The organism is Hyunsoonleella sp. 2307UL5-6, assembly GCF_047345485.1.
Taxonomy (GTDB): Bacteria; Bacteroidota; Bacteroidia; order Flavobacteriales; family Flavobacteriaceae; genus Jejuia.
In genome coordinates this window covers 87,866-113,647 of sequence record NZ_JBLFEN010000006.1, presented here as the reverse complement: position 1 = coordinate 113,647, position 25,782 = coordinate 87,866, and the positions used below count along the sequence as shown (strand labels likewise).

24 protein-coding genes are annotated in these 25,782 nt (G+C 33.5%); 9 read left to right on the top strand and 15 right to left on the bottom strand.

Annotation, left to right across the window (positions count from 1 at the left end; genetic code table 11):
* Positions 1-128 precede the first annotated feature (128 nt).
* Positions 129-998: a DUF4846 domain-containing protein gene (locus tag ACKGJY_RS12185; protein WP_413974175.1), complete on the bottom strand. Its 870-nt coding sequence runs from the start codon at positions 996-998 to the stop codon at positions 129-131.
* A gap of 111 nt (positions 999-1,109) precedes the next feature.
* Here ACKGJY_RS12185 and ACKGJY_RS12180 point away from each other — a divergent pair, with 111 nt between their 5' ends.
* Positions 1,110-1,559 (top strand): Na(+)-translocating NADH-quinone reductase subunit F, encoded by a 450-nt coding sequence (locus ACKGJY_RS12180; protein ID WP_413974174.1) that lies wholly within the window; start codon positions 1,110-1,112, stop codon positions 1,557-1,559.
* A gap of 71 nt (positions 1,560-1,630) precedes the next feature.
* On the opposite strand, the gene nqrF is transcribed toward ACKGJY_RS12180, so the two are convergent.
* The 6 genes from nqrF to ACKGJY_RS12150 all read right to left on the bottom strand — a co-directional run bounded on the left by nqrF (position 1,631) and on the right by ACKGJY_RS12150 (position 7,763).
* Complete coding sequence (gene nqrF, locus ACKGJY_RS12175; RefSeq protein WP_413974173.1) at positions 1,631-2,938, bottom strand: NADH:ubiquinone reductase (Na(+)-transporting) subunit F; 1,308 nt, start codon at positions 2,936-2,938, stop codon at positions 1,631-1,633.
* A gap of 1 nt (position 2,939) precedes the next feature.
* Positions 2,940-3,659 carry an NADH:ubiquinone reductase (Na(+)-transporting) subunit E gene (gene nqrE / locus ACKGJY_RS12170; protein ID WP_413974172.1) on the bottom strand — a complete coding sequence of 240 codons (720 nt, stop codon included), beginning with the start codon at positions 3,657-3,659 and terminating at the stop codon, positions 2,940-2,942.
* A gap of 5 nt (positions 3,660-3,664) precedes the next feature.
* Positions 3,665-4,309, bottom strand: a complete 645-nt coding sequence (locus tag ACKGJY_RS12165) for an NADH:ubiquinone reductase (Na(+)-transporting) subunit D (protein ID WP_413974171.1) — start codon at positions 4,307-4,309, stop codon at positions 3,665-3,667.
* Between the two features lie 5 nt (positions 4,310-4,314).
* A complete protein-coding gene (locus ACKGJY_RS12160; RefSeq protein ID WP_413974170.1) occupies positions 4,315-5,109 on the bottom strand; it encodes a Na(+)-translocating NADH-quinone reductase subunit C in 795 nt (264 codons plus the stop codon).
* Positions 5,110-5,111: 2 nt separating this feature from the next.
* Positions 5,112-6,335: an NADH:ubiquinone reductase (Na(+)-transporting) subunit B gene (locus tag ACKGJY_RS12155; protein ID WP_413974169.1), complete on the bottom strand. Its 1,224-nt coding sequence runs from the start codon at positions 6,333-6,335 to the stop codon at positions 5,112-5,114.
* 72 nt (positions 6,336-6,407) lie between these two features.
* Positions 6,408-7,763 carry a Na(+)-translocating NADH-quinone reductase subunit A gene (locus ACKGJY_RS12150; protein WP_413974168.1) on the bottom strand — a complete coding sequence of 452 codons (1,356 nt, stop codon included), beginning with the start codon at positions 7,761-7,763 and terminating at the stop codon, positions 6,408-6,410.
* Positions 7,764-7,915: 152 nt separating this feature from the next.
* On the opposite strand from ACKGJY_RS12150, the gene ACKGJY_RS12145 reads away from it, so the two are divergent.
* Both ACKGJY_RS12145 and apaG read left to right on the top strand, forming a co-directional pair.
* A complete protein-coding gene (locus tag ACKGJY_RS12145; RefSeq protein WP_413974167.1) occupies positions 7,916-9,166 on the top strand; it encodes a type IX secretion system plug protein domain-containing protein in 1,251 nt (416 codons plus the stop codon).
* 84 nt (positions 9,167-9,250) lie between these two features.
* Positions 9,251-9,637 carry a Co2+/Mg2+ efflux protein ApaG gene (gene apaG, locus ACKGJY_RS12140; protein WP_413974166.1) on the top strand — a complete coding sequence of 129 codons (387 nt, stop codon included), beginning with the start codon at positions 9,251-9,253 and terminating at the stop codon, positions 9,635-9,637.
* Between the two features lie 533 nt (positions 9,638-10,170).
* Here the strand turns inward: apaG and ACKGJY_RS12135 are convergent.
* Positions 10,171-11,166, bottom strand: a complete 996-nt coding sequence (locus ACKGJY_RS12135) for a DUF6695 family protein (protein WP_413974165.1) — start codon at positions 11,164-11,166, stop codon at positions 10,171-10,173.
* Positions 11,159-11,884: an NRDE family protein gene (locus tag ACKGJY_RS12130; RefSeq protein ID WP_413974164.1), complete on the bottom strand. Its 726-nt coding sequence runs from the start codon at positions 11,882-11,884 to the stop codon at positions 11,159-11,161. The genes ACKGJY_RS12135 and ACKGJY_RS12130 overlap by 8 nt, the downstream gene beginning before the upstream one ends.
* A 206-nt stretch (positions 11,885-12,090) precedes the next feature.
* Here ACKGJY_RS12130 and pruA point away from each other — a divergent pair, with 206 nt between their 5' ends.
* Positions 12,091-13,719 (top strand): L-glutamate gamma-semialdehyde dehydrogenase, encoded by a 1,629-nt coding sequence (pruA, locus tag ACKGJY_RS12125; RefSeq protein ID WP_413974163.1) that lies wholly within the window; start codon positions 12,091-12,093, stop codon positions 13,717-13,719.
* 96 nt (positions 13,720-13,815) lie between these two features.
* Here pruA and gldC read toward each other — a convergent pair whose 3' ends face one another.
* Entirely contained in the window at positions 13,816-14,151 is a 336-nt protein-coding gene (gene gldC / locus ACKGJY_RS12120) for a gliding motility protein GldC (protein ID WP_413974162.1), read from the bottom strand.
* Positions 14,151-15,113 carry a gliding motility lipoprotein GldB gene (gldB, locus tag ACKGJY_RS12115; protein ID WP_413974161.1) on the bottom strand — a complete coding sequence of 321 codons (963 nt, stop codon included), beginning with the start codon at positions 15,111-15,113 and terminating at the stop codon, positions 14,151-14,153. Before gldB ends, gldC begins: the two co-directional genes overlap by 1 nt.
* 91 nt (positions 15,114-15,204) lie before the next feature.
* Here gldB and nadE point away from each other — a divergent pair, with 91 nt between their 5' ends.
* Positions 15,205-15,993, top strand: coding sequence for an NAD(+) synthase (gene nadE / locus ACKGJY_RS12110; RefSeq protein WP_413974160.1), 789 nt, complete (start codon positions 15,205-15,207; stop codon positions 15,991-15,993).
* Between the two features lie 115 nt (positions 15,994-16,108).
* Positions 16,109-16,735 carry a response regulator gene (locus ACKGJY_RS12105; protein WP_413974159.1) on the top strand — a complete coding sequence of 209 codons (627 nt, stop codon included), beginning with the start codon at positions 16,109-16,111 and terminating at the stop codon, positions 16,733-16,735.
* Here the strand turns inward: ACKGJY_RS12105 and dnaG are convergent.
* The 4 genes from dnaG to ACKGJY_RS12085 all read right to left on the bottom strand — a co-directional run bounded on the left by dnaG (position 16,730) and on the right by ACKGJY_RS12085 (position 23,319).
* Positions 16,730-18,688 carry a DNA primase gene (gene dnaG, locus ACKGJY_RS12100; RefSeq protein WP_413974158.1) on the bottom strand — a complete coding sequence of 653 codons (1,959 nt, stop codon included), beginning with the start codon at positions 18,686-18,688 and terminating at the stop codon, positions 16,730-16,732. The two genes, ACKGJY_RS12105 and dnaG, sit on opposite strands and share 6 nt — an antisense overlap.
* Before the next feature lie 191 nt (positions 18,689-18,879).
* A complete protein-coding gene (gene xylE / locus ACKGJY_RS12095; protein WP_413974157.1) occupies positions 18,880-20,301 on the bottom strand; it encodes a D-xylose transporter XylE in 1,422 nt (473 codons plus the stop codon).
* A gap of 50 nt (positions 20,302-20,351) precedes the next feature.
* Positions 20,352-21,677: a xylose isomerase gene (gene xylA, locus ACKGJY_RS12090; RefSeq protein ID WP_413974156.1), complete on the bottom strand. Its 1,326-nt coding sequence runs from the start codon at positions 21,675-21,677 to the stop codon at positions 20,352-20,354.
* 160 nt (positions 21,678-21,837) lie between these two features.
* Complete coding sequence (locus tag ACKGJY_RS12085; protein ID WP_413974155.1) at positions 21,838-23,319, bottom strand: xylulokinase; 1,482 nt, start codon at positions 23,317-23,319, stop codon at positions 21,838-21,840.
* A gap of 192 nt (positions 23,320-23,511) precedes the next feature.
* Between ACKGJY_RS12085 and ACKGJY_RS12080 the strand changes: the two genes are divergently transcribed.
* The 3 genes from ACKGJY_RS12080 to ACKGJY_RS12070 all read left to right on the top strand — a co-directional run bounded on the left by ACKGJY_RS12080 (position 23,512) and on the right by ACKGJY_RS12070 (position 25,752).
* The gene (locus tag ACKGJY_RS12080) at positions 23,512-23,847 is read left to right on the top strand and encodes an arsenosugar biosynthesis-associated peroxidase-like protein (protein WP_413974154.1); all 336 of its coding nucleotides are present in this window, start codon (positions 23,512-23,514) and stop codon (positions 23,845-23,847) included.
* Between the two features lie 131 nt (positions 23,848-23,978).
* Complete coding sequence (gene arsS, locus ACKGJY_RS12075) at positions 23,979-25,043, top strand: arsenosugar biosynthesis radical SAM (seleno)protein ArsS (RefSeq protein ID WP_413974153.1); 1,065 nt, start codon at positions 23,979-23,981, stop codon at positions 25,041-25,043.
* Positions 25,044-25,068: 25 nt separating this feature from the next.
* Positions 25,069-25,752, top strand: a complete 684-nt coding sequence (locus ACKGJY_RS12070) for a TIGR04282 family arsenosugar biosynthesis glycosyltransferase (RefSeq protein ID WP_413974152.1) — start codon at positions 25,069-25,071, stop codon at positions 25,750-25,752.
* The last annotated feature ends 30 nt before the right edge of the window (positions 25,753-25,782 follow it).

The following is a 25,782-nucleotide window of genomic DNA, read 5'->3' as shown; positions in this document are numbered from 1 at the left end:
ATACTATAAATGCTTATAAAACTTTAGTATTACTTTATATTATCAAAAATTTTGATGCTGTAAGATAGGTCTTAAATTTGAGGGATCGTATACATAAACATTGTTATAATATAGAAAACAAAATCTCTTTATTTAAACCTTACAAACTTAGAATCATAAAACGTATAGTTAGACACTGGTATAACAGCATCCTTTTGTAAATGATACCATGGAGAAATATTATGGTCTTCTAAATTTTTAACCAAATGCACACTTTGGGCTGGAGTATTACCTTGGAAGAGTAAAAATAATTTATCGCCTTGGGTATTTACAACTTCATCACAAATCATTACAATGTGTCCTGGTGATCCACCAATAATAAGCATATCTCCAATTTTAAGATTTTTAACGTTATTAATCTTGGGAAGCTCGTGATAAAGAGACAAGGTTCCAGAATAGGTATAAATTAAATTTAAATACTTGTAAAAATTTGCTTTTGAATTGTTTTTAGAAGCCATTTTATGAAATGTAACTTTATTACCTTTAATTTTTGGCCTGTATCCTTCAGCATATTTTGTCCAAGAGCAATAATGACCTGAGGTAAAATTAAAACCTATCTCATGTTTTCTATTACTATCCCACAAGTATTCACTTCGTACCCGTATTAAAGCATCGGCGCATTGTTGCAAGCCATTTTTTGGTACAGGAACATCTAAAATTCCAATATGACCTTGTTGCCAAAAGTACTCGGAGTTATCGTAGTTTATGATTTTGGTGCCAGAAGGTTTTAATTTATAATTTCTTAGATAGTCTTGAAATGAACCTTTTGCATAGGCTACTCTTTTATAGCCTTTAGGAACATTAACTCTAGATTTTATGGTTAAACTATCCCTATTTAAAAGACTAGAGGGTTTTACAACAGATACTATTGCATTTGGTGTGGTTTTAATTGGTTGATATATGTAAACTAGTGCACCAACTATGACGGTAAAAAGAACGAAAAACAAAACTCTCTTCATACTAAAAACAACGATTTAAAAGTTAACTTTCGTATGATACTAGAAAATTTTAAAATTAATTTAATAGCTAAATTTAAAAAAATTAGTAACTTGAAGTAAAAAATTTGTTTTATGAAAACTTCACCACGACTAGAAGCTGCTATACAAAAACTATATACTGCTTTTCATAACAATACACTTTACCCTGAATGTTGCCAGCAGTGTGCAGTAGGTAATATTTTAGACAATACGGATAGCTGGAAACATTTATCCGACAGCCATGGAAGCTTAGTGCTAAATTACGTTGGTAAGGTGCATCAAAACTTAGGTAGAACATTTAACGGATATACACCGTTAGAATTACTTAAAATTGAGCATACATTTTTAAAAGCTTGTGGGTTTCAAGTGCCCTTACATTATGAAAACAGTAAACCAGACAACTCTACTGATAAAAACATCCTTTTTGAGGGTTTAGCGGCAGTTATTGAATTTATCTGTGAATTAGATGGTGTGAAAAATATAATGGATTATACGAGATTATTTGAAGTTGAAAATGAAAAACCTAAATATCAACTCGTATAATTTAAATTAAGTTCAAACATAAAAAAACCAACTCTAATTGAGTTGGTTTTTATTTTATATCATTCTGAAGTTTAACCTCCAAAGTCATCGAATCTAATATGCTCATCTGGGATACCAAAATCTTCACCCATTTTTTGAACAGCCTTATTCATTAACGGTGGCCCACAAAAATATAATTCTATATCTTCTGGCGACTCATGCTTGCTTAAATAATTATCTATTACACAATTATGAATAAACCCTACAAAACCGTCTCCTGACGCATCAATATCCTCTTTTACTTTCCAATTATCTTCTTCCATTGGTTCAGATAACGCCAAATAGAATTTAAAGTTTGGAAACTCTTTTTCTAATTGTTCAAAATGATCCAAATAGAATAACTCACGTTTAGAGCGTCCACCATACCAATATGTTACTTTTCTTCCTGTTTTTAAAGTTTTGAATAAGTGGTATAGGTGAGAACGCATTGGTGCCATTCCTGCACCACCACCTACGTAAAGCATTTCACTTTCAGACTCGTTGATAAAAAATTCACCGTAAGGTCCTGAAATAGTTACTTTATCGCCTGGTTTTTGCGCAAATATATATGATGATGCTACACCTGGGTTTACATCCATCCAACAGTTTTTAGAACGATCCCATGGTGGCGTTGCAATACGAACATTTAGCATGATCTCACGACCCTCTGCTGGATAAGACGCCATAGAATAGGCTCTTTCAACAGTTTCACCGTTCTTCATAATTAATGGCCATAAACCAAATTTATCCCACTCTGCCTGAAATTTATCAGGAGTATCGTGTTCCTCTGGATGTGCTGTAATGTCTATATCTTGATACTTAATTTCACACTCAGGAATTTCGATTTGAATATACCCACCAGCTTTATATCCCATATCTTCTGGGATTTCAACTACAAATTCTTTAATAAAAGAGGCTACGTTATAATTTCTAACAACGGTAGCTTCCCATTTTTTAATACCAAAAACCTCTTCAGGTATGGTAATATTCATATCTTGTTTTACTTTAACTTGGCAAGCTAATCGTGCACCATGTTTCAGCTCTTTTCTTGAGAAATGAGGTGTTTCAGTAGGCAACGCTTCACCACCGCCTTCTAAGACATGACATTCACATTGAATACATGTTCCGCCACCTCCACAAGCAGATGGTAAGAAGATTTTGTTCCCTCCAAGTGTAGACAACAATGTACCACCCGATGCTACTTCAATTTCTTTTTCACCATTAATCGTAATCTTTACTGGACCCGATGGTGATAATTTTTGCTTTACAAATAGAAGTAAAGCCACTAGTAACAACGTAATCACTAAAAAAGCTGTTACTGTTGCTAATACTGTTCCTAACGTTCCTGCTGCTAATATCATGTTACTTATTTATTAATATGTTGTTAGCTACTACTTTATCCTTAGAGGTATTCTCTATCACTTCTGTTTCAACAACCTTATCTTCTTTAGCTGCTTCTTCATCACCGCCTGTTAACATGCCACCAAAACTCATAAAACCAATTGCCATTAAACCTGTAATTATAAAGGTAATACCTAAGCCTCTTAATGCAGGTGGTACACTTGAGTATCTAATTTTTTCTCTAATAGCTGCTATAGCTAAAATTGCTAAAAACCAACCAATACCTGAACCTATTCCATAGGTAGTAGCTAGCCCAAGAGTTGCTATTTCGCGAGATTGCATAAATAACGAACCACCTAAAATTGCACAATTAACAGCAATAAGTGGTAAAAATATACCTAGTGAGTTGTATAATGATGGTGAGAACTTCTCTACTACAATTTCAACTAACTGTACCATGGTTGCAATTGTTGCAATAAACATGATAAAGGATAAAAAGCTTAAATCGAAGTCTATATATTCTGGACCTAACCAAGTTAAGGCTCCAGGTTGTAATAAATATTGATCTAATAGCCAGTTTAAAGGCACTGTTATAGCTAATACAAAAATTACAGCTGCACCTAATCCAACTGCTGTACTTACTTTTTTAGATACTGCTAGGTAAGAACACATACCTAAAAAGGTTGCGAATACCATGTTATCTATAAATATCGATTTAAAAAATAATTCTACGTGTTCCATATCTCTTAATCTTCTACTAATGATTTATTTCTTGTACGTTGTACCCAAATAATAATTCCTACAACAATTAATGCCATTGGTGATAAAAGCATAAATCCGTTATTTTCATAACCTATAGCGTATAATCCTGTTTTTTCTATAGGATCTCCTAATACTGGAATACCTAATAAGGTTCCAGAACCTAGAAGCTCTCTAAAGAAGCCTACCATAATCAATATTACTGCATATCCTAAAGCGTTTCCTATACCATCTAAAAACGATCGCCATGGGCCATTACCTAATGCAAATGCCTCGAAGCGCCCCATAATTATACAATTAGTAATAATAAGTCCAACGAATACTGATAAAGTTTTACTCAATTCGTAGGCAAAAGCTTTTAGTACTAAATCTACAATAATTACTAAGGTTGCTACAACAATAAGTTGTGCTATAATTCTAATTTTTGAAGGAATAATGTTTCTCATTAAAGAGATAACAACATTACCTACGCCCATTACAAATAATACTGAAACTGACATTACAATAGATGCTTCTAACTCTGCAGTAATTGCCAATGCTGAACATATACCTAAAACCTGAATAGTGATAGGGTTATTATCAGCTAATGGATCAGTAATTAACTTCGTGTCTTTTTTTGAAAGTAATCCCATAGTTTTTAGTTACCTTTTAAATTATCAAAATAGGGCTTATATAGTTTCAAGTCGCTTTTAATCATGGCTGAAACTCCGTCGCCTGTAATTGTAGCTCCCGCTATGGCATCTACTTCATTATCCATTTTATCATTATTCTTTGGATCTGCATTTCCTTTTGCAACGGTAATACCTTTAAAAGCTCCATTTTCAGTGAGTAAATGTTCACCATAAAAATCATCCATAAAATAACGTTGCTTAATATTAGCACCAAGTCCAGGCGTTTCACCCTTATGGTCAAAATAAGCACCTTGCACTACCATATTCTCATCCATTGCTATGTAACCCCAAATGGCGTCCCAAAGACCTTTTCCATAAATGGGAGCTACATAAACCATTTTTCCTTTGGCGTTTTTACCAATAAATAACGGTAATTTTCTAGATTCACCACTTTTAGCATTACTTTTTTGCTTTTTAATATCAATCAAATATGGCTCTTGCTTGGTTTCATTAAAATACTCATCGCGAGTTTGATTTTTTATAACCTTGCCATCTGCATCAATTGTTATTACAATTTGATCGTTTATATTATTGGTGAATGCCTCTGGCGCTTTATCTGTTGAAATAAAAACTGCACTCGTTTCGTCATTATCATTAATACCCATAGCATATAGGATATTTTGTTGTTTCTCTAGTCTTTGATTTTCACTAATTTGTGGTTTAAGTGATGACGCTAAATAAGCCAACAAAGACCCAACAACCAATACCATACCTATTGCAAATATGATAGTATATGAATTTTTATCTGTTCTTTTTTCCATAATTAAGCAGTTTTAACTTTTAAACGCTTCATTCGTTTTTTCACATTACCTTGAACCACGTAATGATCAATAGTTGGTGCAAATACATTCATTAATAATATTGCTAAAAACACACCTTCTGGATAAGCTGGATTAAATACGCGAATCATAATAGAGATAAATCCTATTAAAAAACCATAAATCCATTTCCCTTTATTGGTTTGCGATGCCGTAACAGGATCTGTTGCCATATATACAGCGCCAAATAAAATACTACCAATTATTAAATGTTGCCAAAACGGCACACTCATTAATCCATAAAATTTACTTGATTCACCAATCCAACCCGCATCTACAACACCGTTAAATATTAGTCCCATTACTAATGCGCCTATTAGTGTGGATACAATAATTCTCCAGCTTCCAATTTTCGTAAAAATTAAGAATAACGCACCAATTATGATTAGGAATTTTGAAGTTTCTCCTACAGAACCAGGAATAATACCCCAAAACATATCCCAATAATCATAAACTACAGAATTATTTTGAGCGTATGACCCCAATATAGTTTCACCAGAAATAGCATCTAAGTTAGCGCCATCAGCAATCATTTGGTCTCTTTCTACAGCACCATGAACCCAAACTTTATCTCCAGACATCCAAGTTGGATATGCAAAGAATAAAAATGCTCTAATAGTTAATGCTGGATTAAGAATATTCATTCCTGTACCACCAAACACTTCTTTACCAATCACTACTCCAAAAATTACTGCTACTGCAAGCATCCATAATGGAATATCTACAGGTACAATAAGAGGCACTAACATTCCTGTTACTAAGTAACCCTCCTCTACTTCATGACCTTTAATAATAGCAAAAACAAATTCTACCGCTAAACCAACACCATAAGACACGACTACAAGTGGTAACACCTGCCATAATCCTACAATTAAGTTATCTAGTGTCCAGAATGAAGCTCCTAAAAAACCTTCTGCACTTTCTATTTCTCCTAAAGCTAAGTAGTGTTGATATCCTGCATTGTACATACCAAATATTAAACATGGCACTAAAGCCATAATCACAGTATTCATTGTACGTTTTAAATCGTCAGCAACCTTAATGTGTGTACCACCATGAGTGGTTTCATTAGGCAAGTATAAAAATGTATGAATTGCATTAAACGCAGGTATCCATTTTTTATCTTTATTTTTTTCCTTAAACTGATGTAAATTTTCTTTTAAACCCATCTTGTAATATTTTTCATTTCACTTGGTTAAATGAATAAAATGTTATTTTTGATTTCGTTACTCAATGAATAATTATCCAATTTCTTTAAGCATTAAATCTAAACCTTCTCTTATTATTTTTTGATGTGGTTGTTTAGACACACAAACAAATTCTGTTAAGGCAAAATCTTCAGGAGCAACTTCATACATACCTAAAGCTTCCATTTCATCTAAATCTTGATACATACATGCTTTTAAAATTTGCATTGGGTATATATCTAAAGGAAATACTTTCTCAAAAGTTCCCGTAGTTACAAAAGCACGATGTTCTCCATTTGTATTGGTATTTAAATCGTAAGCCTTTTTAGGATTTAGCCATGAAAACGTTAATGCTCTTGATGTAGAAATCTTATTAAATACTGGCTTGTTCCATCCAAAAAATTCATAATCGTCTCCTTCTGGAATAATAGTGATTACATTGCTATAATAATCCAAATACCCATCTGGTTTTATTTCTTTTCCACTTAACACGTTGCCAGAAATAATTCTAGCATTAGCATCTTTTTCAAGACCTTTATCATAAATCATAGTAGCTACTTCACTACCTAATTTAGTTTTAAAATAACGAGGTGCTTTTACTTCAGAACCTGCTAAAGCCACAATACGCTCAGCATTAAAATTACCTGTTAAAAGAAGTTCTCCAATAATTACTAAATCTTGGGCATTAACAGTCCAAACTGTCTCTCCTTTGTTTATTGGGTCTACTTTATTAATTAGAGTTCCAACATTTCCTGCCGGATGAGGACCAGATACTTTATGCACAGAAACACCAGACAAACCGGCTAATGGAGAGTTAGCACTTTCACCAACCGATACATGAACTTGCCCTTCTGTTAATTTACCAAGTGCTAATACTGCCGCTTGTAACTCAGCTTCTTTTCCTTGTAGCACATAATCTAAATCTGCTGCTAATGGTGCACTTGCGTATCCCGAAATAAAAATAGCTTTAGGCGCTTTTTCTGGATTTGCAATAACATCGTAAGGTCTTTGCTTTACAAATGGCCACAGTCCGCTTGCTAATAAATGTGCTTTAACCGCTTCTGGTTTTGCAACATCGACATCAAACTTACCATTGTCTTGGAAAACCTGTGTTTTATCAGCTTGAATTTTTATTTCTAAAATTTTACGTTTGGCACCACGAGCAATCTCTATAATTTCACCAGAAACTGGAGAAACAAATTTGATGTTTTCGTTAGATTTGTCATAAAACACAGGTTCTCCTGCTTTTACTTTTGTGCCAACTTTAGAAATTAATTTAGGAATTACGCCGTGAAAATCTTCAGGTCTTAAAACATAAAAATTGCTCAATACCGCTGTCTCAGTGGTTTTTTCAGCTAAACCTTTAAGTTTTATATCTAGACCTTTCTTAATGCGAATGTCGTTTGACATATTTTCTTTTGTTGAAATTAGTTGTCTAAAAAATCGGTGCAAAAATACGAACTAAAAAACAGTTACCACAAAAAATTAATAGAAATTTACAAGTATTAACGCTTGTAAAGCTTTCGGCATCAATTTTGTTTATCTTTACAAAAATGATTTATATGCACTATAAGTTTTCTTTTTTTATCGGGATATTTTGTATTTGTTTACATCTGCAAGCTCAGGTAAACGAAGTTAATCCTCCAGAATATATCAAATCCATTACATTTAAAAGTACAAACAGTAATTTAGGCGAATTACCTATTTTAAAACTAGGAGAAACATTTTATCTAGAATTTGATGCTTTAGTGGCTAACGAACCTGACTTTTATTATAAGATAGAACACTATGATTACGATTGGACAGAATCTGTTTTAGTTCGAACAGAATTCCTGTTAGGTGTTGATAATTTTAGAATACAAGACTATCGTAACTCTTTTAATACTTTTGAGATGTATTCTCACTATAAACTAACGGTGCCCAATGCGCAAACTCGAGCATTAACAGTTTCTGGCAATTACCTTATTTCTATATTTGACAGAGATGACGAATTGGTGTTTTCAAGAAAACTTATGGTTTATGAAGATATTGTAACTCCTGGTATTAGCATTAAACGCTCTCGCGATGTTCAAACCATCGATTATATGCAAACTGTAGATATTGAGATATCCACAAATTCCCAAATTAATAATCCGCTTCAAACTATAAAAACACTTATCATTCAAAATAGAAATTTAAATACAGCCATAACAGATGTAAAACCCCAATACACTATTGGTAATAAGCTAATATATCGTTATGTAAACGAAACTGCTTTCCCTGGCGGAAACGAGTATTTATTTTTTGAAACCAAAGATGTAAGAGCAGCCTCTATGGGTGTGCAGTATATAGAATTAAAAGATATTTATCATAGTTATTTATTTACCAATATATCTAGAGCAGAACTACCATACACCTACAACCCTGATATTAATGGGCAATTTAAAATTACCGCTATAGATCGAGAAGATCTAGATGTAGAAGCCGATTATGTTAATGTTCACTTTTCATTACAATATCCAGAATTATTAAATGGTGAAACTATTTATGTATATGGTAATTTTAATAACTATGCTTTAGAAGATTATAATAGAATGGACTATTATCCCGAAGGCAGAATTTACAAAGGACACTTTAAACTTAAACAAGGGTTTTACAACTATAAATATGTTGTTGCAAATGCTGATGGCACTTTAGATGAAGGACGTATAAGCGGTAACTTCTGGCAAACCGAAAACAACTATAAAGTACTCGTTTATTACCGTGATTTGGGCGCTAGATACGACAGAATTGTAGGCTTCAACGAAATTTCATCGGTAAATATTACCAATTAGTCTGTATTTAACGCTTTTTTAAAGATTCAACATTTAAAAATCCTTATTTTAGCGCTTTAAAAGTATTGTATATCAATCCTTAACATGGTGCAACAAGTAACAAAAGGCATAAAAATTTCGGTAGAAACCACCTTCGAAGGCTCGTTTTATAAAAACTATAAAATACAGTACGCCTTTGGCTATACTATTACTATAGAAAACCAAAGCAAGGACTCTGTACAATTGTATGCACGACACTGGGAAATTTCAGATGCTTTAAACCATGTAGAAACCGTAAATGGTGAAGGCGTTATAGGGCAAAAACCTGTATTAAAACCAGGCGAATCTCACACCTATACATCTGGCTGTTTGCTCACATCCCCGTTTGGCGCAATGCAAGGCCACTACAATATGGTAAATTTTACTACCACCAAAAAATTTCAAGTTACTATCCCCACGTTTAGATTAAGCGCACCTTTTGCTATAAACTAGGGCGCATACTTACCTGCGGTATCTCAGGCAGGTAAAGCTCATAGGATTAAATCGGGCTTTTCAATATATATTTCTGTTTTGCGTAGTAACCTAGAACTTGTTTTAAATCTCATCTTTTAAAGTACTAATAGTTTTTTACATCTTTCGTCTACTAATGCACGTATAGAAGATATCGCTACTATCTCTGACACATAAGAAAATTAAACTTTACTACCAAAATTTCGTATTTTTATGTATAAATATGCTTATCAATGCTACAAACAAAACAAATAAACTTTTATAAAAAATGGAGGTTAGTAAGAAAAAACAAAGTTAAATTTATTGCAAAACACAGTTTACTACTCTGGGCACTTCCGTTTGCTGTAATAATGCGATATTTAAATTTGCAGATAATAGATTTACATTTTCAATAACAATTATTAAAGTTTTTAGTTTATGCTTTATAATTAGTGCAATAATAGGCATAATTGCAGAACGCAATAACTTTAATAAGCACGAAAAAAATTTAAAGAATTAAAACGCAACAAACTTATTTAATTAAGTATTCTATCAAATCTAAAAACTGCGTCATTCTGTTTCACATGAAAAAATTTACAGTTAGAGTAGTGCACAAACTCATAAGGTAAATCGTAATTAAAAGTAACATTATCAACCTTAAAAAGTGCGTTACAGTCAATATTCCCATAAGGAGAAATTCTTCTAAATCGATATTCATCTGCATTTTCAGTAGTATATAACTCAAACCAAGCACCAGCAGCAATGCCGCTTAACCATTGTGCATGTTCAACCTTTACAGTATTATGTTTTGGCTCTAAAGTCCCAACAAAATTAGGTTTGTGGTTTGGTAATTTATCTAAAAAGTAACGTAAATTTTCACTTTTTTGAGACCCTTTAAACTCTGAAATAATACCTGCTTCAGATACTTCATATACATAGTTTTCAGTATCCGCAAGCAATACATTACCCACTGTACTTGGTGTAAACCATTTAGAATTTATTAAATCTTTCTTAACTTTAGCGTCTGTTACCGCAGCAATTAAACTATCAGTTACAAAACGTGCACAATTACAAGCCTGTTTTGCAAAGGCTGCGTACCTTATAAAATGTTTATGCTGCATATCTGTAATGTAAGCCCTAGCTTTTTTATAATCTATAGCATTACAAACTGAAGCTACCAATTTACCTTCACCATGCGTCAATTTAGGGCGGGTTGCTAAAAACTCTAAAATATCGTTAATATTTGTAATAGTATCATGTTTAATTTTGGCTACCAAAGGAAAATCTAATTCGTTATCAGTATCCTTACCACGAACTCTACCATTGGGCTCTGGTGTGATGTAACGTCCAAAATCATGATACTCTAAAACACCAGTAGACTTATCAATTAAAACTAACGCTGCATGACCTGCACGTAAATAGTTTTTTTTACCTATACCTATAAATCGTAATAATGGAGAATACCACTCCTCAGCAACCATAACAGTAGTTGATGGATATGCCAAGGTTAAAATAATACCTGAATTAGCCATTAACGGGTTGCGAAATTTTAAAGGTTTTAGAAGTTTGCTCGCCTTTTAAAATGTTTTCATAGCGCATCTCTGTTACCTCAGCACTTTTTTCTATTTGGGTTACACTTGTAGTTTTCACATAACCTCTATCCATAATAACACCGTAATCTACATTACCACGTCCTGCTGTTTTATGAAATTTTAGTAATGACTCACTATCAAGTGCTTGTTGAGATTTAAAATCTTCAAACCATTGTTTCCTTTCAGTTCTCATAGTAGCATCATACAAGGTTGAAGACGACCAAATTTTTGGCTCTAAAGGTAATTCTGTAAAATGTTTTTGGTGACCATCCCAAACTAATTCGAAAAACTTTAAACCATTATTCCAATCAGCAATAACGATTGTAAATGGCTCAATATCATTAAAATCAAAAGTAGTAATAGTTGCAACAATAGCATCAGCACTCATAAATTGTTTTGCTACCACACCTCTACTTAATCGGTATAATGGTTTACGCTCGTGTTTTTCAAAACCGCCATTTAATACACAAATTACACGCTTTTTCTCACTTATACCTATCCAAGTACCTCCAGACAATTCATCTTTTGGAAACAACACTTGGGTTGCATCTACCGTATAAAACTCTGGAGTTATAGATATCCGATTTGGAGCTTCGTCACGGTTAGATGTTAAAATAAAATCAGTATTCCCTTTAGGAATAATAGTTACAGTACACATAAAATAATAGTCTCTTACGGGAGTGCCAACTTACAAAAAATAAATAAAATCTAAACCAACCTAACCCAGATAAAATCATAATTAAAAGCGCATGCATTTATAAAATTTAACGCGATTTTAAGGGTTATGCGTAACACTTTGTAATTTAATAATTCTTAAATTTGCAGCTAATTCACTGATAATTTTTTAACAAAAACAAGAAAATCATGGGAAAAGGCTTTTTTAATGTTCCAATAGCAGTTAACGAACCTGTTAAATCTTATGCGCCTGGATCTCCAGAACGTGATGCTGTTTTGAATACTTATAAGACAATGTTTAACAGTAAAGTTGAGGTACCTCTATATATTAACGGAGAAAACATAACCACTGGTAACACAAAAACCATGTCGCCACCCCACGATCATAAACATATTGTTGGCACGTACCACTTAGCAGAGCAAAATCATATTGATGATGCCATTACGACAGCGCTAGAAGCAAGAAAAACATGGAGCCAAATGCCATGGGAACAACGTGCAGGAATTTTTTTAAAAGCGGCGGAACTTATTGCTGGCCCATACCGCGCAAAAATTAATGCAGCTACCATGATTGCGCAATCTAAAACTATTCATCAAGCAGAAATTGATGCTGCTTGTGAGTTTATAGATTTCTTACGTTTTAATGTTCAGTTTATGACAGATATTTATATGGAACAACCAGAAAGCACAAGTGATGCCTGGAACCGTATAGAATATAGGCCACTAGAAGGATTTACATATGCTGTAACACCTTTTAATTTTACTGCTATTGCTGGAAACTTACCAGCTTGTATGGCACTTATGGGAAATGTTGTGGTTTGGAAACCTAGTGATAGCCAAGTATATTCTGCAAAAGTAATTATGGATGTATTTGAGGAAGCAGGTGTGCCTCCAGGTGTTATTAACGTTGTTTTTGGAGATCCTGTGATGATTACCAATACGGTATTGGCTAGTCCAGATTTCTCAGGATTACACTTTACAGGTTCTACTCATATTTTTAAAGAACTTTGGAAACAAATAGGAAACAATATACATAACTATAAAACCTATCCTAGAATTGTTGGAGAAACTGGTGGTAAAGATTTTATAGTTGCACATAATTCGGCTAACCCAAAACAAGTAGCTACTGCAATTGCTCGTGGTGCTTTTGAATTTCAAGGTCAGAAATGTAGTGCTGCATCCAGAGCTTATATTGCAAAAAGTATTTGGAGTGATGTAAAAAAATATGTCGTAGAAGATGTTAACTCTTTTAAAATGGGGACTCCAGATGATATGAGTAATTTTATTACTGCTGTAATACATGAAGGCTCGTTTGATAAATTATCAAAATATATTGATAAAGCCAAAGCAGATACAGATGTTGAAGTACTAGTTGGTGGTGGCTACGATAAAGGTAAAGGCTATTTTATAGAACCTACAATTTTAGTAACTACAAATCCAAAATACACAACAATGTGTACTGAGTTATTTGGACCAGTAATCACAATTTATGTTTACGAAGACAATGCCTATACACAAACTTTAAAACTAGTGGATGAAACTAGTGAGTATGCATTAACTGGGGCAATATTGGCAAAAGACAGATATGCCGTTACACAAGCTACGGAAGCATTACAAAATGCTGCTGGAAATTTTTATATAAATGACAAACCTACTGGTGCTGTTGTTGGCCAACAACCTTTTGGTGGTGCAAGAGCATCTGGAACAAATGATAAAGCGGGTAGCGCTCAAAACTTATTACGCTGGGTATCGCCAAGAATGATAAAGGAAACTTTTGTAACACCAACAGATTATCGTTATCCGTTTTTAGGAGAATAATATAGTTAAAAAAAGCAAGGGTGGTTTTGTTATTACAAAACCACCCTTTTTTATTGAGAACTAAAAAATTAAATGCTTTTATAGCATTAAACTTATTTATTTTTTTAGCTCTAATTTTTCGGCAAAATAATCACAAAAATCTTTCATCGTTGCTGTCATTTTTTCGTCTTGAGTAGCGCGGTTAAATGTATTTGCCATGGCTACTAAAGTTTGATGAAAAAATATTTTCATATCATCAACAGGCATGTCTTTAGTCCATAAATCTATACGTAGCATTTCTTTAGTTTTATCATCCCAAACCGAAAGCATCATAGCCTTAGCTTCTGCATTTAATATACCGCCATCATCAGCTGTCCAAAATAATTTTTCAGGTACTCGGTTTTCATCTAATTCAACATTCAACTCAATTTTAGATTGTATTGTATTTGCCATTATCTACGTGGTTTAAACTTAGAGTTATTAAAAATATCTTCTGGTGTTGTTCTTAACATATCCTTTAAAGACACATTATTATTTTTCATGTAAGCGCGCACAATTTGCCATCCCATATATTGCCCTATTCGTCCTGGAGAATCTGTATCTATTTCTTCTAAATAAAATTTACTAAAAGGTGCAGGATTTATAAATCTACTTGGTAATTTGGTATCTGTACTGTATAACAATTCTCTTTCAACAAAATAGCGCCAAATATATTCTTCGTTAGCCAAAGCCCAATCTAATTCTTGGGTACTATACGCTATACGTTGCGCTTCATTTTTATTAGGCAGCATTAGATCTTTAAGATAAAGTTGCTTTCCAAAATAAATCATTTCATCTAAAAGTGTTTTGCGTTGAGGTTGGTAAATAAAATTTTTAGCATATTCTGCAGCCATATCTACAACTATTTGCGCCTCATCAAAATCGTTTCGAATAAATTTTTGAATGCCTTCATAAAAATAATGATCTTTACCTAAATAAGTGTCTATGGCAATTATAGCAATTGTATCTGTAACAATTACTTTATTTCTATAATCAACTGAAGATGTTGTTGTAATTATGCGAGGCGGACTAAACTCAGGAAAATAATATTTTAGATGATTAAATAAAGACTCTATTTCAACTTCAACTGAATTAAAGTTTTGGTATTTCACTCCTACTTCTCGAATTAACTCTCTGTTTAAGGTATCTTTAATTTTAGCTATCCAAAAAGAATCTTTGAAGTGTTGTGGAAACATAAAAGGATAAGCTTTTTTTAATTTTGGTAAGTCGCTTGCTGTTGCACTTCCAAAAAATTGATCGAAACGTTCTACCGAAATATCAATATTGCGCTCAGCTATTGCTTTCTCAAGTGCAGTTTCTTTTTTACATGATATTATAAGAAGCAAACCAAAAAGTGATAACAACAAATTTTTCATGAAAATCTAAACGCTATAAATTTTTATAAATTGGGAGTATGGGTTATTTTTGTATACAAAGGTACTATTCTCTTATTTAATTTAACGTGTTATGCAAACAGAAAAAGTTGTAGATTATATTGTAAAATGGCTAAAGGATTATGCGCTTAATGCTGGTGTAAATGGTTTTGTAGTTGGTGTTTCTGGAGGTATAGACTCTGCCGTAACCTCAACTTTAGTTGCCAAAACTGGCTTAAACGTTTTATGTGTAGAAATGCCAATACATCAAGCTAAAAGCCACGTGTCTCGAGCCTATGAACATATTGCACAACTTAAAAGTCGTTTTAAAAATGTTGAGGATACTCGTGCAGATTTAACTCCAGTTTTTGAAGAATTTAAAACGGAAGTGGATTTAAATGGAGCACAAGCCACAGTTGACATGGCTTTAGCAAATACTAGAGCACGCTTACGCATGACTACTTTGTATTATTATGCAGGCTTGAAAGGATTATTGGTAGCAGGAACTGGTAACAAAGTTGAAGATTTTGGTGTCGGTTTTTATACCAAATACGGAGATGGCGGAGTAGATTTAAGTCCTATTGCAGATTTATTAAAGTCTGAAGTGTATCAAATTGGTAAATTTTTAAAGGTTCCAGAATCTATTATTGACGCAGCACCAAGTGATGGATTATTTGGAGATGCTAGGAGCGATGAAGACCAAATAGGGGCGTCTTACCCTGAGTTAGAATGGGCTATGAAAATGGACGATGAAGGCAAAAATGAAAATGACTTTTCTAATCGAGAAAAAGAAGTATTTATAATCTACAAACGTTATAACAATGCTAACAAGCATAAGATGATTCCTATTCCAATTTGCGAAATTCCTAATAATTTACTGTAAGTGCTGTAATATCAATAATTTTTTTACTACTTTTGAACATCTGGGAATATTCCCTGTGCTATTACTATGATTCTCTCAAAAACAAAATCGTCATAGTAAACAAAACCCTAAGATTATGATTAAATTATTGATAGCGGACCCTCATCCTATTATCAGGAAAGGACTTGAGCATTTATTTTCCGCTTCTTCTGACATTGAAATTGTTGGTAGTGTAAACAACGGTGAAGAAGTTTTAGAATTTCTTAACAAAGAAAATGTTGATGTATTACTTTCTGAAATTGATTTACCAAAACTGAATGGATTAACAGTTTTGAGACACTTAAAATCTGATTTTCCTGATGTTAAGGCATTAATGTTTAGTGCACAACCAGAAAATGTGTATGGCTTTAACTCTATTAAAGCTGGTGCTGCTGGTTACATTTCTAAAAATGAAAATGTAATTACAGTAAACGAGGCTGTTACTAAAGTATACAATGGAGGTATTCATTTAAGTAATGAGTTAACTCAAGAGTTAGCTTTTGGTAGTAGAGTAAACAAAAATGGAACATTCTTTAAGAAACTTTCTACAAGAGAAACTGAAGTTTTAAAACTTCTAGCTATTGGTAAGAAAAATAAAGAAGTTTCTAAAGAATTAAACATTAATGAAAAAACAGTAAGTACTTACAAAGCACGCTTAATGAAAAAACTAAAAGTTGATAATATGGTTGACTTAGTAAATCAAGCAAAATTTTTAGACTTATAGTACTCGGTTTAATTTTCTAGATAATAACATTTTTAAACTAGAATAATCTTTTACCTCTTCGAGCACAGATTTGTTAATTTCAGATTTGTGCTCGATTGTTTTTTGTTGAAACTCTATTACCTTTTGTTCAATTAAAAAACAGCGTAAACTTAAAATAGTTTCTCCTACTAATTGAGCAACAGATTGACTTTTTTCTTTTGGAAAAATGTTCTTTCGCTGCCAATCGCTTAAGCTATACCGCTCATCTTCCATTAAAATATTGGTAATTTCGTTTGCAGTATCTCCATCAACTGTATTAATAAAATTACTAAGTTCAAATTCTGTACTTTGATTTAACTTATCAATAATTGTATAGTATAAATCTTTAAACTGTGGATTAGAGAACTCCATCTCATCTTCTTGAAGATCTAAATAAATTTTCTCAAATACTTTTGCTTGTTGAATAACGGGTTCTAAAATCAACTCGCCTTTTTCGGTCTCTTTTAAAACCAAATCTTCAAAATCTTCTACTTTGTTACCATAAAGTAATAATACTTCAATGATTTTACGTTCTAGAAGGTATTGTACATCAACTTTTTTAACAGGTTGCTGGTGTTTTATAACCTCAAAACTTTTTTGTTCTTGCTTAAATTTTTTAGTATCCTCCTTGAGTTCTTTTTGATTTATTTGTGCTAAGGTTGAAAATAAAACCTCTTCACTTATATCCATAATGCGAGCACATTCCTGAATGTAGATTTCCTTTTTTATAGTATCAGGAATTTTAGAAATACTATTTACAATATCCCTAATGGTCTCCGCTTTTTTTATAGGATCATTCTTAGAATCTTCATATAACATGGAAGCTTTAAACTGAATAAAATCTTTTGCATTTTCTTCAAGATACAATGTTAGCTCTTCTAGTGTATTTTGTTTAGCAAAACTATCAGGATCTTCGCCTTCTGGGAATGTACAGACTTTAACATTCATACCCTGTTCCAAAATTAAATCTATACCACGAACCGATGCACGCATTCCTGCTGCATCACCATCAAAAAGTACCGTAATATTTTTTGTAAGACGATTGATTAATCGTATTTGATCTGAAGTTAGCGCTGTTCCAGAAGAGGATACTACATTCTTTATTCCTGTTTGATACAACTGTATCACATCGGTATAGCCTTCAACCAAATAGCAATTATCTTGTTTTGCTATACTTTGTTTTGCACTATAAATACCATACAACACTTTACTTTTATGGTAAATATCACTTTCGGGAGAGTTTAAATATTTTGCTGCTTTTTTATCTGTTACCAAAATACGCCCACCGTAACCTAATACACGCCCACTCATACTTCGTATAGGAAACATCACCCTCCCTTTAAAACGATCAAAGTGTTTATCTCCTTTAACAATAGTAAGTCCGGTTTTTTCTAAAAACTCTAATTTATAACCCTTTTTTAGTGCTTCAGTTGTAAAGGCCTGCCATTCGTTTAGAGAGTATCCTAAATCAAACGCCTTAATAGTCTCATCAGTAAATCCACGTTCTTTAAAGTAACTTAATCCTATAGATTTTCCTTGGTCGGTTTTATGCAATATTTTTTTAAAATAGGTATTGGCAAACTCACTCACTAAGTATAAGCTTTCACGCTCATTAGCAGCTTCTTTTTGTTCATTAGTTTGCTCTGTCTCTTCTATTTCAATATTATACTTTTTAGCAAGATATTTTATAGCTTCTGGATAGGTAAAATGTTCATGCTCCATTAAAAAAGCTACAACATTGCCTCCTTTGCCCGTACTAAAATCTTTCCAAATTTGCTTTACGGGTGATACCATAAAACTAGGAGTACGCTCATCACTAAAAGGACTTAACCCTTTATAATTACTTCCTGATTTTTTTAATTGCACAAAATCGCCAATAACCTCCTCTACTCGGGCGGTTTCAAAAACTTGATCAATAGAATGTGCTGCAATCAAAGTGAAAAAAATATTGGAGATGTAAATGTACTATTAAAGTATTGATTTTTGAAATTTGATGCAAAAAGATAAATAAGCGTTTTGACAACTAATAGTTGTAAGTAATTTTTAACTACTACGTATAAGCAATATAAAAAAAAGAGATACTATAAAACGCATAGTATCTCTTTTACAATTATTATAACATAAAATTATTTTTTCCAAATATTTTCCATCTCTTCTAGAGTCTTTGCTTTAGTTTCTGGAACATACTTAAGGATAAACAAGGTTGCTAACACACTCATTATACCGTAAACCCAATATGCAAAACCATGATTAAATTGTTCTGTTAAATACGAATTATCATTCATCATTGGGAATGTTAAAGATACTAAGTAGTTAGATATCCATTGTGCTGCAACAGCTATTGCTAATGCTTTACCTCTAATTTTATTTGGAAAAATTTCTGAAAGTAATACCCAAGTTACAGGTCCCCAACTCATCGCAAAACTCGCTACATATAACATCATTGCAAATAAAGCGGCATAACCAGAACCATCAGCATAAAACACGAATCCTAAAGAAAACATGGCCACTGCCATTCCTAAAGCACCAATAATCATTAAAGGTTTTCTACCGTATTTATCTACAGTTTTAACAGCTATAATTGTAAATAAAAAATTTACAATACCCACAATAATAGTCATTAATAATGCACTATCTGTTCCAGATGAAATTGTTTTAAATATTTCTGGCGCATAATACAACACAACATTTATACCTACAAATTGCTGGAAAATAGATAGTAATACACCTATAACAATAACCAACCATCCAAAAGATAACAAACTACCAGAAGCTGATGTAGCAGTCATAGACGCTTTAATCTCTTCCAATATTTCGGCTGCTCGTGTTTTTCCATTAACTTTTTCTAGCACCTCTAAGGCCTCTTCTGGCTTGTCCTTTAACATTAAAGAACGTGGCGTATCTGGTACAGTAAATAGCAATAAAAGAAATAATCCTGCAGGTATAATTTCTGAAGCAAACATCCATCTCCAACCAATAGCATTTAGCCATTCATCTGATCCACCTCCTTTTGAAATAAAATAATTTACAAAATAAACCACCATAAAACCACCAACAATAGCCAACTGGTTATACGATACCAATTTACCGCGTTTATCAGCGGGTGCAATTTCTGCAATATAAAGTGGTGATAGCATAGATGCCAAACCTACACCTATACCGCCGATAATTCTATATACAATAAATACACTAGAAAGTGTATGATCGCCTTCACCGATAGTAGTGATTAACATTTCTGGCATTGCAGAACCCAAAGCAGAAATTAAAAACAGAATAGCTGCTAGAACTAAACCTTTTTTTCTACCTAACTTCTTACTTACCAAACCACCAAATGCACCACCAATAATACACCCAATTAAAGCACTGGCAACTAAAAAACCTTTAAACGCATTTGCTGCATTTTCAGATAACTGTTTTGGTATAACAAAAAACGAATCTAGAGATCCAACGGTTCCAGATATTACGCCTGTATCGTACCCAAACAACAGTCCGCCTAAAGTAGCTACTAAAGTGAGTTTTAAAAGGTATTTTGAATGTGATGCTTCCATGAGTCTTATTTATTAGTTGTTCTCAAATGTAGAGAATATTAATTTAGAGTTTAAATATACTGGTTTATTATATTTTCAAATAATTCTTGTTTACCGCTTTTTAATGGTAATTCCCCATTCTCTTGAGCTATTTTATAAAGGTCATTAAAATCTAATTTACCGTTTTCAAAAGCCTTACCGTTTCCAGCATCAAATGAAGCATAACGCTCAGTTCTTAGTTTGTCATAAGCTGAAGATGTTATAATTTTATCCGCTGTGAGTAATGCTCTAGCAAATGTATCTGCACCACCAATGTGTGCTAAAAAGATATCTTCTAAATCTGTTGAGTTTCTTCTTATTTTTGCATCAAAATTAACACCACCACCTTGTAAGCCTCCTGCTTTTAGGAACACCAACATAGCCTCTGTAGTTTCTTGAATATTATTTGGAAACTGGTCTGTATCCCAACCGTTTTGGTAATCGCCACGATTAGCATCTATACTTCCTAACATACCTGCTTTTGCAGAAACTTCTAACTCGTGCTGGAAAGTGTGTTGTGCTAAAGTAGCGTGGTTTACCTCAATATTCATTTTAAAATCTTTATCTAAACCATAGTTTTGAAGAAAACCAATAGCAGTTGCAGCATCAAAATCGTATTGGTGCTTCATAGGCTCCATAGGCTTAGGCTCTATAAAAAACGTACCTTTAAACCCTTGACCTCTAGCATAATCTCTAGCCATGGTTAACAATTGTGCCATATGGTCTAACTCACGCCCCATATCTGTGTTTAATAAAGACATATAACCTTCGCGACCACCCCAGAATACATAATTTTCGCCGTCTAGTGCTATGGTAGCATCTAGAGCTAATTTTATTTGTGCACCTGCTCTTGCTACTACATCAAACTCTGGGTTTGTAGAAGCACCATTCATATATCTTGGGTTAGAAAAACAGTTAGCTGTTCCCCAAAGTAATTTAACACCAGACTCTGCTTTTTTACCTTTTAAATACTCGGTAATACCTGCAAGTCTTTTTTCAGATTCTGCTAGAGTAGCACCTTCTGCTACTAAATCGTAATCATGAAAACAGAAATAATCAAAGCCCATTTTTGTGATAAATTCAAATGCTGCATCTGCTTTATCTTTTGCGGCTTGCATAGGGTCGTTAGCTTGGTCCCACTCAAAATTTTGTGTTCCTGGGCCAAACGGATCTGCACCTTGTCCGCAGAATGTATGCCAATACGCTACCGCAAATCTAAAATGCTCGCGCATGGTTTTTCCAGCTACCACTTGCTCTGGGTTGTAGTATTTAAACGCTAAAGGATTGTCTGATGCCGCACCTTCAAATTTAATATCGCCTATACCTTTAAAATATTCTTTGTTTCCTAAAATTGCCATTTTTTTATTGTTTATGTGTTGATTTGTTTATTTGTATTTCTTGTATTTAATTTTTCGTTCTAAGGTTTCTTAAGCGTTAGGGATCGAACGGCATGTGGAGCTCCCGACCAACTTAGGGGTAACCTGCCTGCAATACTGCAGGTAGGCAGGCGCCCAAATTTTATGTATTTAAAATAGTACCTAAAGCGGCTTTCCAGTTTTCGTAGGCCTTTAAATACGGTGCTTTATTACCTAAAGGTTTATACGTCATAACGTGGTCATTTGCCGTAATGTTGTCTCCAAATTTCTTAAAATCGCCATCGGTTAATCCTGCGGCACGCGCTGCACCTATAGCACCTGTTGTGTTGTAAATTTCTATTTCGTGGCCAATTAATGTAGCAACGGTGTTTGAGAAAATCTCTGATCTAAACAAATTATCGTTACCGGCACGTATCACATTTATTTCGGCATTATCTGCCTTTAAAATATCCATACCATACACAAATGAGAACGCAATACCTTCTAGCGCAGCGCGACATAAATGCCCCTCGCTATGTGTATTTAAATTTAAATTTGAAATGTGTGTACCCACAACTTTGTTATTAAACATACGCTCTGCACCATTACCAAACGGTATAACACATACGCCTTCTGCACCTACGGGTACAACCTCTGCTTTTTGATTCATAGCTTCGTACGAATTTGAGGCTAGATTGTCTTTTAACCAACGGTACTGTATACCAGCGCCGTTTATGCAAAGTAGTTTTCCTAAAGTTGCATTTTGTTTCGTGTAATTTACATGTGCAAAATGATTGATTCTTGAGGATTCCTTTGATTTTAAAACATTAGTTACCGCATATACTACACCCGATGTACCACCTGTTGCAGCAACTTCGCCATGGTTAAAAACGTTTAAAGACAGAGCGTTATTAGGTTGGTCTCCAGCACGATACGTTACAGGTATACCAAGTGGTAAGGCTGTAGCCTTTGCGCCTGTTTCGTTAACGTTACCTTGTGCGGTAAAATTTTCTACTATATCTGGAGTTAAATCTGTATCTATATCATAATGCTCCAACAACCAATTGGCTACTGTGTCGGCTTTATAATCCCAAAGCATCCCTTCAGACAAACCGTTTTTTGTTGTATTAATTTTACCCGTTAGCTTCATAGCAATAAAGTCTCCCGGAAGCATATATTTATCAATTTTACTATAAATCTCAGGTTCGTTATCGCGCACCCATTTTAATTTAGAGGCTGTAAAATTCCCCGGAGAATTAAGCAATTTTTCCATGCATTGGTTTTCTCCTAAAGCATCAAAAGCATCATTACCAATTTGTACCGCGCGACTATCGCACCATATAATTGAATTACGTAATGGTTCGCCTGCTGCATCTACAACTACAAGTCCATGCATTTGGTAAGAGATACCAATAGCTTCAATCTTCGAAGCCTCTATATTTGCTTCTTTTATGGCGCGTTTTGTAGCAATACAAACATAATTCCACCACATATTAGGATCTTGCTCTGCCCAGTTTTGTTGTGGCGCTACAATTTCCATTTCGTTGGTTGGTTCATTAAGCGTTACCACATTTGTTCCTGTGTTTGCATCTACAATTGATACTTTTACAGAGGAACTTCCCAAATCATATCCTATATAATACACGTGTTTGAATTTTAAAAAAAGTTGAATTGTGAAAGTTAAAAAAACACCTATTGTTTTTTCATAAAACAGAAAAATAACAGCTACATTTTTACGAAAAATTTAAGTAGTCAAATTAATTGATTTTTTTGTTAAGTCACACATTTTTTAGCGACAAATTCTTTTAGATGTTTATATTTACATTAAAAATTTATAATGCAAAAAACATACTACGACCCTGCAGACCTAAGAAAGTTTGGAAAAATCACAGAATGGAGTGAGGAATTAGGCAATAAATTCTTTGAATACTACGGTAAAGTTTTTGAGGAAGGCGCTTTAACTGCTCGCGAAAAATCGCTAATAGCTCTAGCTGTAGCACATACCGAACATTGCCCTTATTGTATAGATGCTTACACTAAAGATGGTTTACAACGTGGCGTAACCAAAGAAGAAATGATGGAAGCCATACACGTAGGTGCTGCCATAAAAAGCGGTGCAACCTTAGTGCACGGTGTACAAATGATGAATAAAGTAAATAAATTAGACGGGTAGTTTTTTTTGGGCGTTACCACAAGGGTCGGGCTTTACGTTACAAGTCCTCGCTCCTTCGTCGCTGTGGGCTTTCCACTGCAATCCCTAACGCAGCATAGAACTCAACAATTTAAAATTGGCTTTAAAAGTATATGACGAAAGTAAAAACACAATCTCTACAAAAGCGCGATAGCGACTTAGCAAATAGCAATAGACAGTTAGAGATTTTATCAAATGGCATCTTTAAAAATGGTGAATTACCAACGTTTAAAGATAAAATATCAGAAACCAGTCAGTTTCCCCTAAAAGCTAAAAAGCTAGAAATCTTACAAATTAATGTAGGCTACATGTGTAACCAAGTATGCGAACATTGCCATGTAGATGCTGGTCCAGACCGTAAGGAAATTATGACTACAGAGACTATGCAGCAATGTATAGAGGTTATAAAAAACACAGGCGCACATACGTTAGATTTAACAGGTGGTGCACCAGAAATGAACCCCAATTTTAGATGGTTTGTTGAAGAAGCATCAAAAGCAGGTATTAAAGATTTTATTGTACGCTCTAATCTTACTATTATTCGCGCCAATAAAAAATACTACGATTTACCAGAGTTTTTTAAAAAACACAACGTACATGTTATTAGCTCAATGCCACATTGGACTCGTGGCAAAACTGATAAACAACGTGGCGAAGGGGTTTTTGATATGTCTATAAAAGCCTTACAAGAACTTAATGCTGTGGGTTACGGTATGCCTGATAGTAGTTTGCGTTTAGATTTAGTGTATAATCCATCGGGCGCATTTTTACCAGGCGACCAAATGGCGATGGAAAAAGACTTTAAAAAAGCATTAATGGAAGATTTTAGCATACAGTTTCATAACTTATTTGCTATAACTAACTTACCCATTGCACGTTTTTTAGACTATTTAATCGCCTCAGAAAATTATGAAGATTATATGTATCAATTGGTAGAAGCCTACAATCCATCAGCTGTTGCAAACGTTATGTGTACCAACACGCTTTCTGTTAGTTGGGATGGTTATTTATACGATTGCGATTTTAACCAAATGCTACAATTACCCGTAAATAGTAAAGTAAAACATATTTCAGAATACAATGAGGATTTGTTAGAAGGTAGAAACATTGTTATTTCTCAACATTGCTATGGTTGTACAGCTGGTGCAGGTAGTAGTTGCCAAGGCACCGTGGCTTAAAATATAAAGATTAGTTTTTTTAATATTGAAACAACATAAAACTGCCATATTAATATTTGCAAATTCTGCTGAAAAAGAAGCGGCTACAAAACCGTTTTCTTCTTCAAAAGAAATTTTTGAGGCACTAAATACTCAAGCAATTGGTATTGCAAAAAAATCAGGGCTACCTTATTTCTTGTATTCAGAAAAACAACAGGTTGGTCGTACATTTGGAGCCCGTTTTACAAATGCCATTCAATCAGTTTATAATAAAGGATTTGATGCTGTAATTACTCTTGGTAATGATACGCCTCACCTTACCACACATCATATTTTAAAAACTGTTGAAAAACTAAATACGCACGATATAGTTTTAGGACCATCAACCGATGGTGGTTTTTACATTATGGGACTTAAAAAATCGCATTTCAATGTTGAAGCGTTTTTAAAATTACCTTGGCAAACTTCAAAATTAAATCGTAGCATATCAAGAGTAGAAGCTAAAGGTAAAACCCATATAACTTATCTAGAGGTTTTAACCGATATTGATACAATTTCTGATATCCGTAAAATTATCCACAGTTTTACAAAACCCTCAACATCTATAATCAAGCTTTTAATAAAACTAGTTCAATTAGTAACATCTTACGTTTCTAACAAACACATTACAATACCAGCAATTTATCAAAACTATCATTTCAACAAAGGATCTCCAATTTGTTTATCATAGTTATTTCACCTTAAGAGTTTAACATCAAAC